Raw genomic sequence first — 14,256 nt, 5'->3', positions numbered from 1 at the left:
TCACGGGCGCATCAGCAACTGGAAGTCGAAGGCGTAGCGCGACGCCCGGTAGATGTGCGTGCCGAACTCCACGGCCCGTCCGGTGTCGTCGTACGCCGTGCGCTGCATGGTGAGCAGGGCGGCGCCCTCCGGCTCCTGCAGGCGCTTGGCCTCCGCCGCCGTGGCCGAGCGGGCGCCGACGGTCTGGCGGGCGCTGTGCAGGGTGATGCCCGCGGCGCGCAGCATCCGGTACAGGCCCGTCGACTCCAGCCGGGCGGCGTCGAGTTCGAGGAGTCCCGAGGGCAGGTAGTTGCAGAGGAACGCCACCGGCTCGCCGTGCGTGCAGCGCAGCCGCTCCAGCACGATGACCTCGCTGCCCTCCTTCACCCCGAGGGCGGCGGCGACCTCGGCGGACGCCGGCTGCCCCTCGTTGCGCAGGACCTGGGTGGTGGGCCCCTGTCCGGCCGTCTCCAGGTCGTCGTACAGGCTGCTCAGTTCGAGCGGGCGCTTGACCTGGCTGTGCACCACCTGCGTACCGACGCCTCGCCGGCGTACCAGCAGGCCCTTGTCCACCAGGGACTGGATCGCCTGGCGGACCGTGGGTCTGGACAGGCCCAGACGGACCGACAGGTCGATCTCGTTGCCCAGGAGATTGCCCGGCGCCAGGACGCCGTGCTCGATCGCCGCCTCCAGCTGCTGGGCCAACTGGTAGTAGAGCGGGACCGGGCTGGAGCGGTCCAGTGTGAAGTCCAGGGTGCCGAGCGGGGAGCCGGACACCGCACGGGCACGATCACCGGGTGTCGCCACGGGGGCACCTCCCTTCAGATAATGACGATGCGTCAGAAGTGGCTGGGGGAACCGAGGTTGATACGGCCTCCATAGGGGAGTCAGAGGTGCCGACGGCGGTCGGCCACCTGGCGGTCGTACTCCTCGCGGGCCTGTACGGCGGACTCGCGAGTGGCGGTCTCGGCGACCGGTACGTCCCACCAGGCCTCCGCCGGGGGAGCGGTCGGCGTCGGGTCGGTCTCGACGTACACACAGGTCGGCCGGTCCGAGGCGCGGGCCGTCGCCAGAGCCGTACGCAGCTCGCCCACGGTCTTGGCGCGCAGGACGTCCATGCCGAGGCTGGCCGCGTTGGCCGCGAGGTCGACCGGCAGCGGGTCGCCGGTGAAGGTGCCGTCGGCGGCCCGGTAGCGATAGGGGGTGCCGAAACGCTCGCCGCCGACCGACTCGGAGAGGCCGCCGATCGAGGCGTACCCGTGGTTCTGGATGAGGAGCAGGTTGACCGGCAGACCTTCCTGGACGGCGGTGACGATCTCGGTCGGCATCATCAGATAGGTGCCGTCGCCGACCAGCGACCAGACCGGGGTGTCCGGGGCGGCCTGCTGGACGCCGATCCCCGCCGGGATCTCGTAGCCCATGCAGGAGTAGCCGTACTCCAGGTGGTACTGGCGGGGGCTGCGGGCCCGCCACAGCTTGTGCAGGTCACCGGGGAGCGAACCGGCCGCGTTGATGATCACGTCGTCGTCGCCGACGACCGAGTCCAGGGCGCCGAGCACCTGCGTCTGGGTGGGCACGGCCGAGTCGTCGCCCCGGAAGGCGGCCTCGACGACCGCGTCCCAGCGCTCCCGGCCCGCCCGGTACTCGCCCTCGTACACCTGTCCGACCCGGTGCCCGGTCTCCGCCAGCGCATCGGTGAGCGCTGTGAGGCCCGCACGGGCGTCGCAGACGAGGGTCCGCGCCGCCAGCTTGTGGGCGTCGAAGGCGGCGATGTTGAGGTTCAGGAACCGCACACCGGGGTTCTGGAACAGCGTGTTCGAGGCGGTCGTGAAGTCGGTGTAGCGCGTCCCGACGCCGATGATCAGGTCGGCGGTGCGGGCCAGGTCGTCGCTGACCGCCGTACCGGTGTGGCCGATGCCGCCCAGGTCGGCGGGGTGGTCGTAGCGCAGGGAGCCCTTGCCGGCCTGTGTGGAGGCCACGGGGATGCCGGTGGCGTCCACCAGGGCCTTCAGCGCCTCCTCGGCCTGGCTGTGGTGGATCCCGCCGCCCGCGACGATCAGCGGGCGCTCGGCGGACCGGATCGCCTGGACCGCCTCGGCCAGCTCGTACGGGTCGGGCGCGGGACGCCGGACGTGCCAGACGCGCTCGGCGAAGAACTCCTCCGGCCAGTCGTACGCCTCCGCCTGCACGTCCTGCGGCAGGGAGAGGGTGACGGCACCGGTCTCCACCGGGTCCGTGAGGACGCGTACGGCGTTCAGCGCGGACGGGATCAGTGCCTCGGGGCGCGTCACCCGGTCGAAGTAACGTGAGACCGGGCGCAGGGTGTCGTTGACGGAAAGATCGGCCTCGACCGGGTGCTCCAGCTGCTGGAGCAGCGGGTCCGCGGTGCGCGTCGCGAAGTAGTCGCCGGGGAGCAGCAGCACCGGGAGACGGTTGATCGTCGCGAGGGCGGCGCCGGTGACGAGGTTGGTGGCGCCGGGGCCGATGGACGTGGTGACGGCCTGGGTGGAGAGCCGGTTCAGCTGGCGGGCGTAACCGACGGCAGCGTGGACCATCGCCTGCTCGTTGCGGCCCTGGTGGAACGGCATCGCGTCCTCACCGGCCTCCAGAAGCGCCTGACCGAGGCCCGCCACATTGCCATGGCCGAAAATGCCCCAGGTGCCGGCGATCAGCCTCTGACGCACGCCGTCGCGCTCGGTGTACTGGACGGACAGGAACCGCACCAGCGCCTGGGCGACGGTCAGACGGCGGGTAGGGGTGGTGCTCATCAGGACTTCTCCGGGGCCGTGTAGAGGGGCAGACGGGCGTCGACGGGCTGCTCGGGCCAGGTGCCGCGGACCCAGGCGTGATCGGGGTGGTCGCAGATCAGCCAGGCGCGGTCGGCCTCGGGGCCCGCCATGACGTTGAGGTAGTACATGTGGTGGCCGGGCACGGCCATGGAGGGCCCGTGCCAGCCGTCGGGGATGAGGACGACGTCGCCGCCGCGCACCTCGGCCAGCACATCCGTGTTCCGGCCCTGGCCGGACGGGGACACCCGCTGGTAGCCGAGGCCGGGTGTGCCCTCGTGGTCCGCGAACTCGAAGTAGTAGATCTCCTCCAGGACCGACTCCTCGCCGGGCCGGTGCTCGTCGTGCTTGTGCGGCGGGAAGGACGACCAGTTGCCGCCTGGTGTGATCACCTCGACGGCGATCAGCTTGTCGCACTCGAAGACGCCAGCCGCGCCGAAGTTGTTGACCTGCCGGGAGGAGTTCCCGGTGCCGCGCAGCTCCACCGGTACGGAGGACGCGGGCCCGTAGCGGGCGGGCAGGCGGCGGGTACAGCGCGCGCCGGTGAGCGCGAAGCGCCCGCCCTCGGGGGAGGTGATCGTCGTACGGGCGTCGCGTGGCACGTACACGAAGTCGCTGACGCCACTGAACACGCTGTCGCGGCCCTGCACGTCGAAGGTGGAGTGGCCGAAGTCGTCCGTCGTGTCGACCGTGCAGGCGCCGCTCAGGGACAGCACGATCCACTCGCTGTCGCCGCTGGAGAGCGTGTGGGAGCCGCCCGGGGGCAGCTCCAGCACCCGGAGGCTGGAGTAGCCCCAACCGGCCTTCTCGGGGTTGACGTCGACGACATAGGGGCCACCGAGGGCCTTGCCTGCCGGGAGATGGTAGGCGGTGGTCATGGTCTGTCACTCCTGTTCACAGCGGGTCCCGTGTTGACCCTGTTCACGGCCGTGCCCTTGTCGTTTCGGTTCACAGCAGTGCCTAGTTGATTCGGTTCACAGCAGCCCCACCGCCGTGTCCACGGCGGTCTCCACACTGCCCGAAGACGGGTAGAGCAGCGACCTGCCCACGACCAGCCCCTGCACGGTCGGCAGCCGCAGCGCCTTGCGCCAGCGCTCGTACGCGCCGTCCTGTTCCTCGGGGGAGCCGCCGACCTCGCCGCCCAGCAGCACGGCGGGCAGTGTCGACGTCTCCAGCACCTCGGCCATGTCGTCCGGGTCGTCGGTGACGGGGAGTTTCAGCCAGGTGTAGGCGGAGGTGCCGCCGAGGCCCGAGGCTATGGCGATCGAGCGGGTGACCGCCTCGGCGGACAGATCGCTGCGCACCCGGCCGTCGACCCGGCGCGAGATGAACGGCTCGACGAACAACGGCAGTTGGCGCGCCGCCATCTCGTCCACTGCGCGGGCGGTGGACTCCAGGGTGGTGAGCGAGCCAGGGTCGTCGTAGTTGATGCGCAGCAGCAGCTTGCCCGCGTCGAAGCGCAGCCGGGCGATGTCCTGCGCGCGGTGCCCGGTGAAGCGGTCGTCCATCTCGAAGACCGCGCCGGCCAGCCCGCCGCGGTTCATCGACCCCATGACGACCTTGCCGTCCAGCACCCCGAGCAGCAGCAGGTCGTCCAGGATGTCGGCGGTGGCCAGCACCCCGTCCACCCCGGGCCGCGACAGCGCCGCGCACAGGCGTTCCAGCAGGTCGGCTCGGTTGGCCATGGCGAGCCGGCGGTCGCCGACGCCCAGGGCGCCGCGCGCCGGATGGTCGGCGGCCACGATCATGAGCCGTCCGCTGTCGCCGATCAGCGGTCGCCGGACCCGGCGGGCGGCGGCCTCCGCGACGGCCTCCGGGTGCCGGGCCCTGACCGTGGCGAGGTCGGCGATGCTGATGGTCAAGAGAAGCTCCGTTCAGGGGTGTGGGGCGCCCGCTCGGGCGCCCCTGGGATCGTCGCGGTCGGATGCTCGCTCATCGGCGCGACCCGCTCGCGAGGAGGTCGTCGACCTCGGACGGGGTCGGCATCGCGGACGAGCAGGCGAGGCGGGAGGCGACGAGGGCGCCGGCGGTGTTGGCGTACCGCATGGTCCGCTCCAGGTCCCAGCCGGACAGCAGCCCGTGGCACAGGGCGCCGCCGAACGCGTCACCCGCGCCCAGGCCGTTGACCACCTCGACGGACACCGGCGGGACCTCGGCGGTGGTGCCGTCGCGGTGCAGCGCCAGCACGCCCTTGGGGCCCTGCTTGACGACGGCCAGCTCGGCCCCGGCCGCCAGCAGAGCCTCGGCACAGGCGCGCGGTTCGCGTACGCCGGTGGCGATCTCGCACTCGTCGAGGTTGCCCACCGCCACGGTCGCGTGGCGAAGGGCCTCGGCGTAGTACGGGCGGGCTTCCTCCGGGTCGCTCCAGGCCGCGTTGCTCCAAAGCGCCGGGCGCCAGTCCAGGTCGAAGACCGTGATGCCCGCCCGGTCGCGGGCCTTGAGGGCGGCGAGCGTGGCGGAGCGGCTCGGTTCCTCGCTCAGACCGGTGCCGGTGATCCAGAAGACGCGGGCGGCCCGGATGCCGAAGAAATCCAGCTCATCGGTGCGTATCTGCAGGTCAGGGGCGGTCGGTCGGCGGTAGAAGTGCAGCGGGAAGTCGTCCGGCGGGAAGAGCTCGCAGAACGTGACCGGCGTCGCCAGCCCGGCCACCGGCGTCACCCAGCGGTCGTCGACCCCGAACTCCCGTAGCGCCTGGTGCAGATAGTCGCCGAAGGGGTCCGCGCCGGTGCGGGTGACGACGGCCGAGGAGCGGCCCAGACGGGCCGCCGCGACCGCGACGTTGGCAGCCGACCCACCGAGAAATTTTCCGAACGTCTGCACTAGGGTCAGCGGTACACCGGACTGCAGCGGATAGAGATCAACTCCGATGCGGCCCATGGTGACCAGGTCGAAGGGCGGGGCTGACTCGGTCATGCGATGCTCCTTCGAGCTGCGGAGGATGCGGGTCCCGAGGGGCCTGTCGTCCCCCCAGGTGTAGGACTCGGAGGGCGACGCTGTCAAGAGTTTGTTCTTACATTCTGACCTGCTAGTGAAATAATGTCTTAACAAAGTATTGACAGCGGACACTTCCAAGCAATTGGATTCGGTCCCAACACCACTGCCGTGTTTGCGGCACACGGCCCGGACCTCCGGGACCCGGGCCCGGGATCGCTAAGATCCCCACCCTCTCCCCGGTCGCACAGTGAGGTGCAGGAAAGATGGCTCGCTCTTCTCGCTCCCGCAGAATCGCCCCCGTTGTTGCCGCTGCCGCGGTGACGGCCCTGGTCCTGGCGGGTTGCTCCAGCAGTTCCGGCGGCAAGAAGTCCGAGGATGAAGGGGCTGACGCCTCGGCGGGCAAGGCCACCACTCCTCAGATGACCGTTGCCCTGGTCACCCACCAGGCGCCCGGTGACACCTTCTGGGACATCGTCCGCAAGGGTGCCCAGGCCGCCGCCGACAAGGACAACATCAAGCTCGTCTACTCGGCCGACCCGAACGCGGGCCAGCAGGCCACCCTCGTCCAGAACGCGATCGACCAGAAAGTCGACGGCATCGCCATCACGCTGGCCAAGCCGGACGCCATGAAGGACGTCGTCGCCAAGGCCACGGCGGCCGGCATCCCCGTCGTCGGCCTCAACTCGGGCCTGAGCGACTGGAAGAAGCTGGGTCTCCAGCAGTTCTTCGGCCAGGACGAGTCCGTCGCGGGCGAGGCGTTCGGCAAGAGGCTGAACGAGCTCGGCTCCAAGAAGGCCGTCTGTGTGGTCCAGGAGCAGGGCAACGTCGGCCTCACCCAGCGCTGTGACGGTGTGAAGAAGACGTTCACCGGCACGCTGGAGGTCCTCAACGTCAACGGCACCGACATGCCGTCCGTGAAGTCGACGATCACCGCGAAGCTCAACCAGGACAAGGCCATTGACTACGTGGTCGCGCTCGGCGCCAGCTACGCGCTGACCGCGGTGCAGTCGGTGGGCGACGCCAACAGCAAGGCCAAGGTCGCGACCTTCGACCTCAACAAGGAGATGACCGACGCCATCACGAAGGGCGACATCCAGTTCGCGGTGGACCAGCAGCCTTACCTGCAGGGCTACTTGGCCGTTGACTCGATGTGGCTGTTCAAGAACAACGGCAACTACAGCGGTGGCGGTGAGCAGCCCGTGCTGACCGGCCCGGCGTTCGTCGACAAGTCCAACGTCGAGAAGATCGCCGCGTTCGCCGCGAAGGGCACTCGGTGATGTCGATGAGTCAGACAACGGCACCGGCGGCGAGTTCCTCGCCGCCGGCTCCGCCGGTCACTCACAAGGACGGCCGCACCAACCAGCGGTCCCTGGGGCGCAGGCTGCTCGCCCGCCCCGAGGTCGGCGCTCTCATCGCCGCGATCGGCGTGTACCTGTTCTTCTTCGCGGCGGCGCCTTCCTTCCGGGAGACCAGCGCGCTGGCCACCGTGCTCTACCAGGCGTCCGTGATGGGCATCATGGCGCTGCCGGTGGCCCTGCTGATGATCGGCGGGGAGTTCGACCTGTCCGCCGGCGTCGCGGTCACCACCTCCGCGCTGACCGCCGCGATCCTCAGCTTCCAGCTGTCCATGAACGTGTGGACCGGCATCTTCGTCGCCCTGATCGTGTCGCTGGCGGTGGGCGCGTTCAACGGCTGGCTGCTGATCAAGACCGGGCTGCCGAGCTTCCTGGTCACCCTGGCCTCGTTCCTGATCCTGCAGGGCGCCAACCTCGCCGTCACGAAGATCTTCACCGGGAACGTGGCGTCCGACTCGATCGCCGACATGGACGGCTTCGACCAGGCCAAGAAGGTCTTCGCGTCCGAGTTCAGCATCGGCGGCGTCAACTTCAAGATCACCATCGTGTACTGGCTGGTGTTCGCCGCGATCGCGACCTGGATCCTGCTGCGCACCAAGTTCGGCAACTGGATCTTCGCCGTCGGCGGCAGCAAGGACTCCGCCCGCGCGGTCGGTGTCCCGGTCAACTTCACGAAGATCGCCCTGTTCATGGGGGTGGGCGCGTGTGCCTGGTTCGTGGGCATGCACCTGCTGTTCTCGTTCAACACCGTGCAGTCCGGCGAGGGCGTCGGCAGCGAGTTCCTCTACATCATCGCCGCGGTCATCGGCGGCTGCCTGCTGACCGGCGGCTACGGCTCCGCCATCGGTTCGGTCATCGGTGCCTTCATCTTCGGCATGGTCTCCCAGGGCATCGTCTACGCCAACTGGAACCCGGACTGGTTCAAGGCGTTCCTCGGCGTGATGCTCCTGGTCGCCGCCCTCGTCAATCTGTGGGTCCGCCGCCAGGCGACCCGGAGGTGAACTGATGACAACCAACGAAACCTCCCCCGCCGAGTCTTCCCCCAACGGCACCCTCACCCAGGACAGTTCGCCCCAGGACGCCGCGCCGATCGTCGAGCTGCGCGCCACCGGCAAGGCCTACGGCAACGTCCGGGCCCTGCACGGCGTGAACCTCACCGTGCGCTCCGGCCAGGTCACCTGCGTCCTGGGCGACAACGGCGCCGGCAAGTCCACGCTGATCAAAATCATCTCCGGACTGCACCAGCACACCGAGGGCGAACTCCTCATCGACGGCGAGCCGGTCCACTTCAGCACGCCCCGCCAGGCGCTGGACGCCGGGATCGCCACCGTCTACCAGGACCTGGCCACCGTCCCGCTGATGCCGGTGTGGCGCAACTTCTTCCTCGGCTCCGAGATGACCAAGGGCCCCTGGCCCGTGCGCCGTCTCGACATCGAGAAGATGAAGCAGACCGCGGACACCGAACTGCGCGCCATGGGCATCGTCCTGGACGACCTCGACCAGGCCATCGGCACCCTCTCCGGCGGCCAGCGCCAGTCCGTGGCCATCGCCCGCGCCGTCTACTTCGGCGCCCGCGTCCTCATCCTCGACGAGCCCACCGCCGCCCTCGGCGTCAAACAGTCCGGCGTCGTCCTCAAATACATCGCCGCCGCCCGCGACAAGGGCCTGGGCGTCATCTTCATCACCCACAACCCCCACCACGCCTACATGGTCGGCGACCACTTCAGCGTCCTGCGCCTGGGCACCATGGAGTTGAGTGCGGCCCGCAGCGACGTCACCCTCGAAGAACTCACCAACCACATGGCCGGCGGCGCCGAACTCGCAGCCCTCAAACACGAACTGGCCCAAGTACGCGGCGTCGACGTCGAAAAGCTCCCCGAAGCCGAAGACCTCCAGACACCCGTCACCACCACCCCGGAAGGGAAGACGGCATGACGACGCCGCTCGACCGCATCCGGGTCGGCTCGGCGCCGGACTCCTGGGGCGTCTGGTTCCCCGACGACCCGGTACAGGTGCCGTGGGAACGCTTCCTGGACGAGGTCTCCGAGGCCGGCTACCGCTGGATCGAACTGGGCCCGTACGGCTATCTGCCGACCGACCCGGCCCGTCTGACGGACGAGATCGTCAAGCGTGACCTCAAGGTGTCGGCCGGTACGGTCTTCACCGGCCTGCACCGGGGTCCGTCAGAGTGGGAGTCGACCTGGGAGCACGTCAGCCAGGTCGCCGCGCTCACGCAGGCGATGGACGCGAAGCACCTGGTCGTCATCCCCTCGTTCTGGCGGGACGACAAGACCGCCGAGATCCTGGAACCGCCGGAGCTGACCGCCGAGCAGTGGGGTCACCTCGCCCGGGGCATGGAGCGGCTCGGGCGCGAGGTCAAGGAGACGTACGGGCTCGACATCGTCGTCCATCCGCACGCGGACACCCACATCGACACCGAGACGCACGTGGAGCGGTTCCTCGACGCCACGGACTCCGACGTGGTCAACCTGTGCCTTGACACTGGGCACTACGCCTACTGCGGTGGGGACAGCGTCAAGCTGATCGAGACGTACGGTGAGCGGATCGGGTATCTGCACCTCAAGCAGGTGGATCCGGCGATCCTGGCTGATGTTGTCGCTAATGAGGTGCCCTTCGGGCCTGCTGTGCAGCGGGGGGTTATGTGTGAACCTCCTTCTGGGGTGCCGGAGTTGGGGCCTGTGCTGACTGCGGCGCAGAAGCTCGGCGTGGATCTGTTCGCGATTGTCGAGCAGGACATGTATCCCTGTGAACCGGACAAGCCGTTGCCGATTGCTGTGCGGACTCGGCAGTTCCTTCGGTCCTGCGGCGCATAGGTTTGGGGACCTGAGGTTGATCGGCGGCTGCGGGTGGGTTGTGGCTGGTCGCGCCCCGCGGCGGAGCCGCAGATCAGATACAGCCCCGCGCCCCTACGTGGGACGGCCCACTCCCAGCCGAAGGGGGCACCCTTCTCCATGAGAAACCATGACCCGCTCGGCGTTCTCGTGATCGGTACCGGCAAGATGGGTGCCGATCACGTTCGTCGTATTGAGGAAGTCACCAGTGGAGCCCGGGTAGTTGCCGTCGTGGACGTCGATCCCGCGCGGGCCGAGCAGGTCGCTGCCGGGATCGACGGCTGCAAGACGTACACGGACCCGGTCGTCGCCATGGCATCCACCGATGTCGACGCCGTGCTCATCGCCTCGCCCGGGGCCGCTCACGAGGCGGCCCTGCTCGCGGCCTTCTCCTATGACCTGCCGGTGTTGTGCGAGAAGCCGCTCACGCCGGACGCGGCTTCCGCGCTGCGGGTACTGGAGGCCGAGCAGGGGCTGGGGCGTCGCCGGGTCCAGGTCGGGTTCATGCGGCGGTACGACGCCGAGTACCTGAAGCTCAAGTCGCTGCTCGACACGGGGCAGTTGGGCCGTCCGCTCATGCTGCACAACCGGCATCGCAATCTGGCCTCCCCGCCCTGGTGGACCAGCGCGATGCACATCAACGACTCCGTGGTGCACGAGATGGACGTGACCCGGTGGCTTCTCGGACAGGAGATCACCGCGGTCACCGTGCTGTGTCCGAGGCCGTCCCAGAACGCGCCTGAAGGCCTTCAGGACCCGCAGTTCGTCGTGATGGAGACCGACGGCGGCGCGATCGTCGACGTCGAGATCAACGTCAACTGCGGCTTCGGGTACCAGGTGCAGGCCGAGGTGGTCTGCGAGCGCGGGACCGCGCGGATCGGCGACGGTCATGGCATGGTCGTCAACTCGGCCGGCCGCTGGGGCGGGACCATCGCCCAGGACTTCATCGAGCGGTTCGAGGACGCCTACGACCGCGAGGTCCAGGCCTGGGTCGACGCCACCCGGCGCGGCGAGGTCACCGGGCCCAGTGTCTGGGACGGTTACGCGGTGGCCGCGGTCTGCGAGGCCGGCGTACGCGCGCGGACCGAGGGCGGGCGCGTCGAGGTGGAACTCGTCGAACGGCCCGCGCTGTACCACGGCGGTTTCTAGGGGTCGTTGCAACACGTGGTCGTGTTGATCAGGCCGTGAGTAGTTTATGCAGGCGCTCGGCTGGGGTTTCCCAGCCGAGCGTTTTGCGTGGGCGGCCGTTCAGCTCGGTGGCGACGGCGTCGAGGTGTTCGCGGGTGTGGGCCGCCAGGTCGGTGCTTTTGGGGAAGTATTGCCGGAGCAGACCGTTGGTGTTCTCGTTCGATCCGCGCTGCCAGGGGCTGGCCGGGTCGCAGAAGTAGACCGGGACGTCCGTGGTGACGGTGAAGGAGCCGTGGGCGGCCATCTCTGATCCCTGGTCCCAGGTCAGGGACCGTCGGAGGTGGGTGGGCAGAGTCTGGACGGTTGTGACCAGTGCGTCCCGGACGCTTTCGGCGCCATGGTCTGCCGGCAGGTGCAGCAGCATGACGTAGCGGGTGGCGCGCTCGACCAGGGTGCCGATGGCCGACTTCCCGTCCTTGCCGATGATCAGGTCGCCCTCCCAGTGACCGGGCACGGCCCCGGTCCTCCGCTTCGGCGGGGCGTTCGCTGATCATGACCATGGGGGTGGCGTATCGGGGTTGGCGCCGCTGGGCCTGGCGGCGGGGTTTGCGGTGGGCGCGGCCGGTGCGCAGGGCGCGGGCCAGTTCGCGGCGCAGCTCACCCCGGCCCTGGACGTAGAGGGCCTGGTAGACCGTTTCGTGGACCACGTGCATCTCCGGCCGCTGCGGGAACTGGGCCCTCAGAGCCTGGCAGATCTGCTCAGGGCTCCACCGTATGGCCAGGTGGTCCTGGATGAAGTCCCGCAGCTGGGGGTTCTGGCCGATCTTCCCGGGTTTGGGTCGGGGTCGGCGGGCATCGGCACGGGCCTGCGCGGCGTGCGGCCGGTAGTGGCCGCTGACCGGGTGGCGGTTGCGGCGGATCTCCCGGCTGACCGTGGACGGGCTGCGGCCCAGCTCGACGGCTATCGCACGGACCGTGGCCTTCTCCCGCAGCCGGTCGGCGATGTAAATGCGGTCGCTCTCGCGCAGATACCGCGAGGGACCGGGAGGAGGCGCCACCACGGTGACCGGTGACGCCCCGACGTTCCTGCCGGACGGCGCCCGGCCGTTACGCCAGCGCCGCCCGGTCTTCTCGTTGATGCCGACGATCCGGCATGCCTCGGTGTTGCTGTACCCCTGCTGCATGAGCTGAAGGTAGAGGCGCCGTTCCTCGGACAAGGGACGGCGCCCCTGGACAACGGACCGGTCCCGGACCTTGAAGTCCATCGCATCCCCTGAACTGGGGTGTTGCGACAACCACTAGAACCCAAGCACACTGACAGCGCGGGCCGTTCACGTTCGACTGGACGTGCTCAGACCGTGCGTACGTCCGCGATGCGCACCGGGCGGTGCTCCTGGAGGGACAGCGTGCACGCGTCCGCGATCCACCCCGCCTCCAGCGCCTCGGCGACCGTGCACGGGGACGTACGGGTACCCGCGACGACCTCCGTGAACGCCGTCAGTTCGGCGCGGTAGGCGGGGATGAAGCGGTCCATGAAGAAGTCGTGCGGGACGCCCGCCGGGAAGGTGACGCCCGGCTCCACGGAACGCAGCGGGAGCTTGTCCTCCAGGCCGACGGCGATGCTGTCCTGGAAGCCGTGGATCTCCATGCGGACGTCGTAACCACGGGCGTTGTGGCGGGAGTTGGAGACAACGGCGATCGTGCCGTCGTCCAGGGTGAGGATCGCGCCGGTGGTGTCGGCGTCACCCGCGGCCTTGATGAAGTCGGCACCCTTGTTGGCGCCCACCGCGTACACCTCGGTGACCTCACGGCCCGTCACCCAGCGGATGATGTCGAAGTCGTGCACCGAGCAGTCCCGGAAGATGCCACCGGAGGCGGCGATGTACGCGGCCGGCGGCGGCGCCGGGTCCAGGGTGGTCGACCGGACGGTGTGCAGCGGGCCCAGCTCACCGCTCTGCACAGCGGCCCGCGCGGCGACGAAGCCCGCGTCGAAACGCCGGTTGTAGCCGATCTGGATCTCGACGCCGCTGTCCTTGACCGCGTTGAGCACCGCGACACCCTCGGCCATCGTGCGGGCCACCGGCTTCTCACAGAACACCGGCACCCCCGCCTCGACGGCGGCGAGGATCAGGGCCGGGTGGGCGTCCGTCGCGGCGGCGATCACGATGCCGTCGACACCGGCGGCCAGGAGGGCCTCGGGGGAGTCCGCGACCTGGGCGCCGAAGCGCTCCGCGGCGGTCTTGGCGGCGTCCGTGAACGGGTCGCTGACGACGAGGGAGTCGACGGCGTCGAGACCGGAGAGGGTCTCGGCGTGGAAGGCGCCGATGCGGCCGAGGCCGAGGATTCCGATACGCATGGGCTGTGGTGCTCCTTGGGTGTGGTGCGGGTGTCTTGCGAGGAGAGGGAAGCAGGGAGGAAGCGGGGGAAGTGAGCGGGTCAGTCCAGGCCGCCCAGGACGTTCTGGTCCCAGTCGATCACCGAACCGGTGACCACGCCCGACCGGTCGGACAGCAGGAGGACCACGAAGTCGGCGATCTCGTCCGGCTGGCCGAGCTTGCCCATCGGCAGGCGTTCCGCGGCCTGGTCGAGCCAGTCGTCGCCCGCTCCGTGGAAGGCTCGCTGGGTGGCGTCCTCGCCCTCGGTCGCGGTCCAGCCGATGTTCAGGCCGTTGATCCGGACCCGGTCCCAGCGGTGTGCGTGCGCCGCGTTGCGGGTCAGACCGATGAGACCGGCCTTCGCGGCGACGTACGGGGCCAGGAAGGGCTGGCCGCCGTGCGCCGAGGACGTGATGATGTTGACGACCGTGCCGGGCGCCTTGCGTGCCACCATGTCCGCCACCGCCGCCTGCATGGCGAAGAACGGGCCCTTGAGGTTGATCGCGATGTGCGCGTCGAACAGCTCGGGCGTGGTGTCGAGCAGGGTGCCGCGCGAGGTCAGGCCCGCCGAGTTGACCAGGCAGTCGATCCGGCCGTGGGCGGCGATCACCTCGGCGACGGACGCCTTCGCCTGCTCGGCGTCCGAGAGGTCTGCGCGTACGTACATGGCCTTGCCGCCCGCCGCCGTCAGCTCCGCGACCAGTGCCTCGCCCGGTTCCGGGCGCCGCCCGGTCACCGCGACGACGGCGCCCTCGCGGACGGCGGCCCGGGCGATGGCCGCGCCGACGCCCTGGCTGCCGCCGTTGACGAGGAGGACCTTGTCCTGAAGAAGTCCCATGCTGTTCCG

13 protein-coding genes and 1 pseudogene are annotated in these 14,256 nt (G+C 69.6%); 6 read left to right on the top strand and 8 right to left on the bottom strand.

All coding sequences use genetic code 11. The annotated features are described in order from the left end of the window. From OG734_RS05315 to iolC, 5 genes are all read right to left on the bottom strand, one after another. Entirely contained in the window at positions 1-786 is a 786-nt protein-coding gene (locus OG734_RS05315; RefSeq protein ID WP_330286290.1) for a GntR family transcriptional regulator, read from the bottom strand. An 80-nt stretch (positions 787-866) separates the two neighbouring features. Beyond that, positions 867-2,747: a 3D-(3,5/4)-trihydroxycyclohexane-1,2-dione acylhydrolase (decyclizing) gene (gene iolD / locus OG734_RS05310; RefSeq protein ID WP_330286289.1), complete on the bottom strand. Its 1,881-nt coding sequence runs from the start codon at positions 2,745-2,747 to the stop codon at positions 867-869. Further along, a complete protein-coding gene (iolB, locus tag OG734_RS05305; protein WP_330286288.1) occupies positions 2,747-3,643 on the bottom strand; it encodes a 5-deoxy-glucuronate isomerase in 897 nt (298 codons plus the stop codon). The genes iolD and iolB overlap by 1 nt, the downstream gene beginning before the upstream one ends. Before the next feature lie 96 nt (positions 3,644-3,739). Then, positions 3,740-4,627 carry a Cgl0159 family (beta/alpha)8-fold protein gene (locus OG734_RS05300; protein ID WP_330286287.1) on the bottom strand — a complete coding sequence of 296 codons (888 nt, stop codon included), beginning with the start codon at positions 4,625-4,627 and terminating at the stop codon, positions 3,740-3,742. Between the two features lie 70 nt (positions 4,628-4,697). Next, positions 4,698-5,678 carry a 5-dehydro-2-deoxygluconokinase gene (iolC, locus tag OG734_RS05295; protein ID WP_330286286.1) on the bottom strand — a complete coding sequence of 327 codons (981 nt, stop codon included), beginning with the start codon at positions 5,676-5,678 and terminating at the stop codon, positions 4,698-4,700. 284 nt (positions 5,679-5,962) lie between these two features. On the opposite strand from iolC, the gene OG734_RS05290 reads away from it, so the two are divergent. The 5 genes from OG734_RS05290 (at position 5,963) to OG734_RS05270 (ending at position 11,055) form a co-directional block, all read left to right on the top strand. Further along, positions 5,963-6,976, top strand: a complete 1,014-nt coding sequence (locus OG734_RS05290; protein WP_330286285.1) for a substrate-binding domain-containing protein — start codon at positions 5,963-5,965, stop codon at positions 6,974-6,976. Between the two features lie 5 nt (positions 6,977-6,981). Then, positions 6,982-8,055: an ABC transporter permease gene (locus OG734_RS05285; RefSeq protein WP_330286284.1), complete on the top strand. Its 1,074-nt coding sequence runs from the start codon at positions 6,982-6,984 to the stop codon at positions 8,053-8,055. 4 nt (positions 8,056-8,059) lie between these two features. Then, on the top strand, positions 8,060-8,989 hold the full coding sequence (locus tag OG734_RS05280; protein ID WP_330286283.1) for an ATP-binding cassette domain-containing protein: 930 nt from the start codon (positions 8,060-8,062) through the stop codon (positions 8,987-8,989). Further along, a complete protein-coding gene (locus tag OG734_RS05275; RefSeq protein WP_330286282.1) occupies positions 8,986-9,888 on the top strand; it encodes a sugar phosphate isomerase/epimerase family protein in 903 nt (300 codons plus the stop codon). Before OG734_RS05280 ends, OG734_RS05275 begins: the two co-directional genes overlap by 4 nt. A 138-nt stretch (positions 9,889-10,026) precedes the next feature. Continuing rightward, positions 10,027-11,055, top strand: coding sequence for a Gfo/Idh/MocA family protein (locus OG734_RS05270; protein WP_330286281.1), 1,029 nt, complete (start codon positions 10,027-10,029; stop codon positions 11,053-11,055). Positions 11,056-11,083: 28 nt separating this feature from the next. Here OG734_RS05270 and OG734_RS05265 read toward each other — a convergent pair. Beyond that, positions 11,084-12,068, bottom strand: a pseudogene (locus tag OG734_RS05265) (IS30 family transposase); the annotation flags it as partial. Positions 12,069-12,096: 28 nt separating this feature from the next. On the opposite strand from OG734_RS05265, the gene OG734_RS05260 reads away from it, so the two are divergent. Continuing rightward, entirely contained in the window at positions 12,097-12,225 is a 129-nt protein-coding gene (locus OG734_RS05260; RefSeq protein ID WP_330294037.1) for a hypothetical protein, read from the top strand. A 160-nt stretch (positions 12,226-12,385) separates the two neighbouring features. Here the strand turns inward: OG734_RS05260 and OG734_RS05255 are convergent, their stop codons facing one another. Both OG734_RS05255 and OG734_RS05250 read right to left on the bottom strand, forming a co-directional pair. After that, complete coding sequence (locus OG734_RS05255; RefSeq protein WP_330286280.1) at positions 12,386-13,390, bottom strand: Gfo/Idh/MocA family protein; 1,005 nt, start codon at positions 13,388-13,390, stop codon at positions 12,386-12,388. Positions 13,391-13,470: 80 nt separating this feature from the next. After that, a complete protein-coding gene (locus OG734_RS05250; RefSeq protein ID WP_330286279.1) occupies positions 13,471-14,247 on the bottom strand; it encodes an SDR family oxidoreductase in 777 nt (258 codons plus the stop codon). Positions 14,248-14,256: the final 9 nt, after the last annotated feature.

This window comes from Streptomyces sp. NBC_00576 (genome assembly GCF_036345175.1).
Taxonomy (GTDB): domain Bacteria; phylum Actinomycetota; class Actinomycetes; order Streptomycetales; family Streptomycetaceae; genus Streptomyces.
This window is presented reverse-complemented; position numbering and strand designations above follow the sequence as displayed.

Coding starts and splice junctions, on each gene's coding strand:
- iolD (WP_330286289.1), bottom strand. CDS start 2,747: ATGAGCACCACCCCTACCCGCCGTCTGACCGTCGCCCAGGCGCTGGTG.
- iolB (WP_330286288.1), bottom strand. CDS start 3,643: ATGACCACCGCCTACCATCTCCCGGCAGGCAAGGCCCTCGGTGGCCCC.
- iolC (WP_330286286.1), bottom strand. CDS start 5,678: ATGACCGAGTCAGCCCCGCCCTTCGACCTGGTCACCATGGGCCGCATC.
- OG734_RS05290 (WP_330286285.1), top strand. CDS start 5,963: ATGGCTCGCTCTTCTCGCTCCCGCAGAATCGCCCCCGTTGTTGCCGCT.
- OG734_RS05285 (WP_330286284.1), top strand. CDS start 6,982: ATGAGTCAGACAACGGCACCGGCGGCGAGTTCCTCGCCGCCGGCTCCG.
- OG734_RS05280 (WP_330286283.1), top strand. CDS start 8,060: ATGACAACCAACGAAACCTCCCCCGCCGAGTCTTCCCCCAACGGCACC.
- OG734_RS05275 (WP_330286282.1), top strand. CDS start 8,986: ATGACGACGCCGCTCGACCGCATCCGGGTCGGCTCGGCGCCGGACTCC.
- OG734_RS05270 (WP_330286281.1), top strand. CDS start 10,027: ATGAGAAACCATGACCCGCTCGGCGTTCTCGTGATCGGTACCGGCAAG.
- OG734_RS05255 (WP_330286280.1), bottom strand. CDS start 13,390: ATGCGTATCGGAATCCTCGGCCTCGGCCGCATCGGCGCCTTCCACGCC.
- OG734_RS05250 (WP_330286279.1), bottom strand. CDS start 14,247: ATGGGACTTCTTCAGGACAAGGTCCTCCTCGTCAACGGCGGCAGCCAG.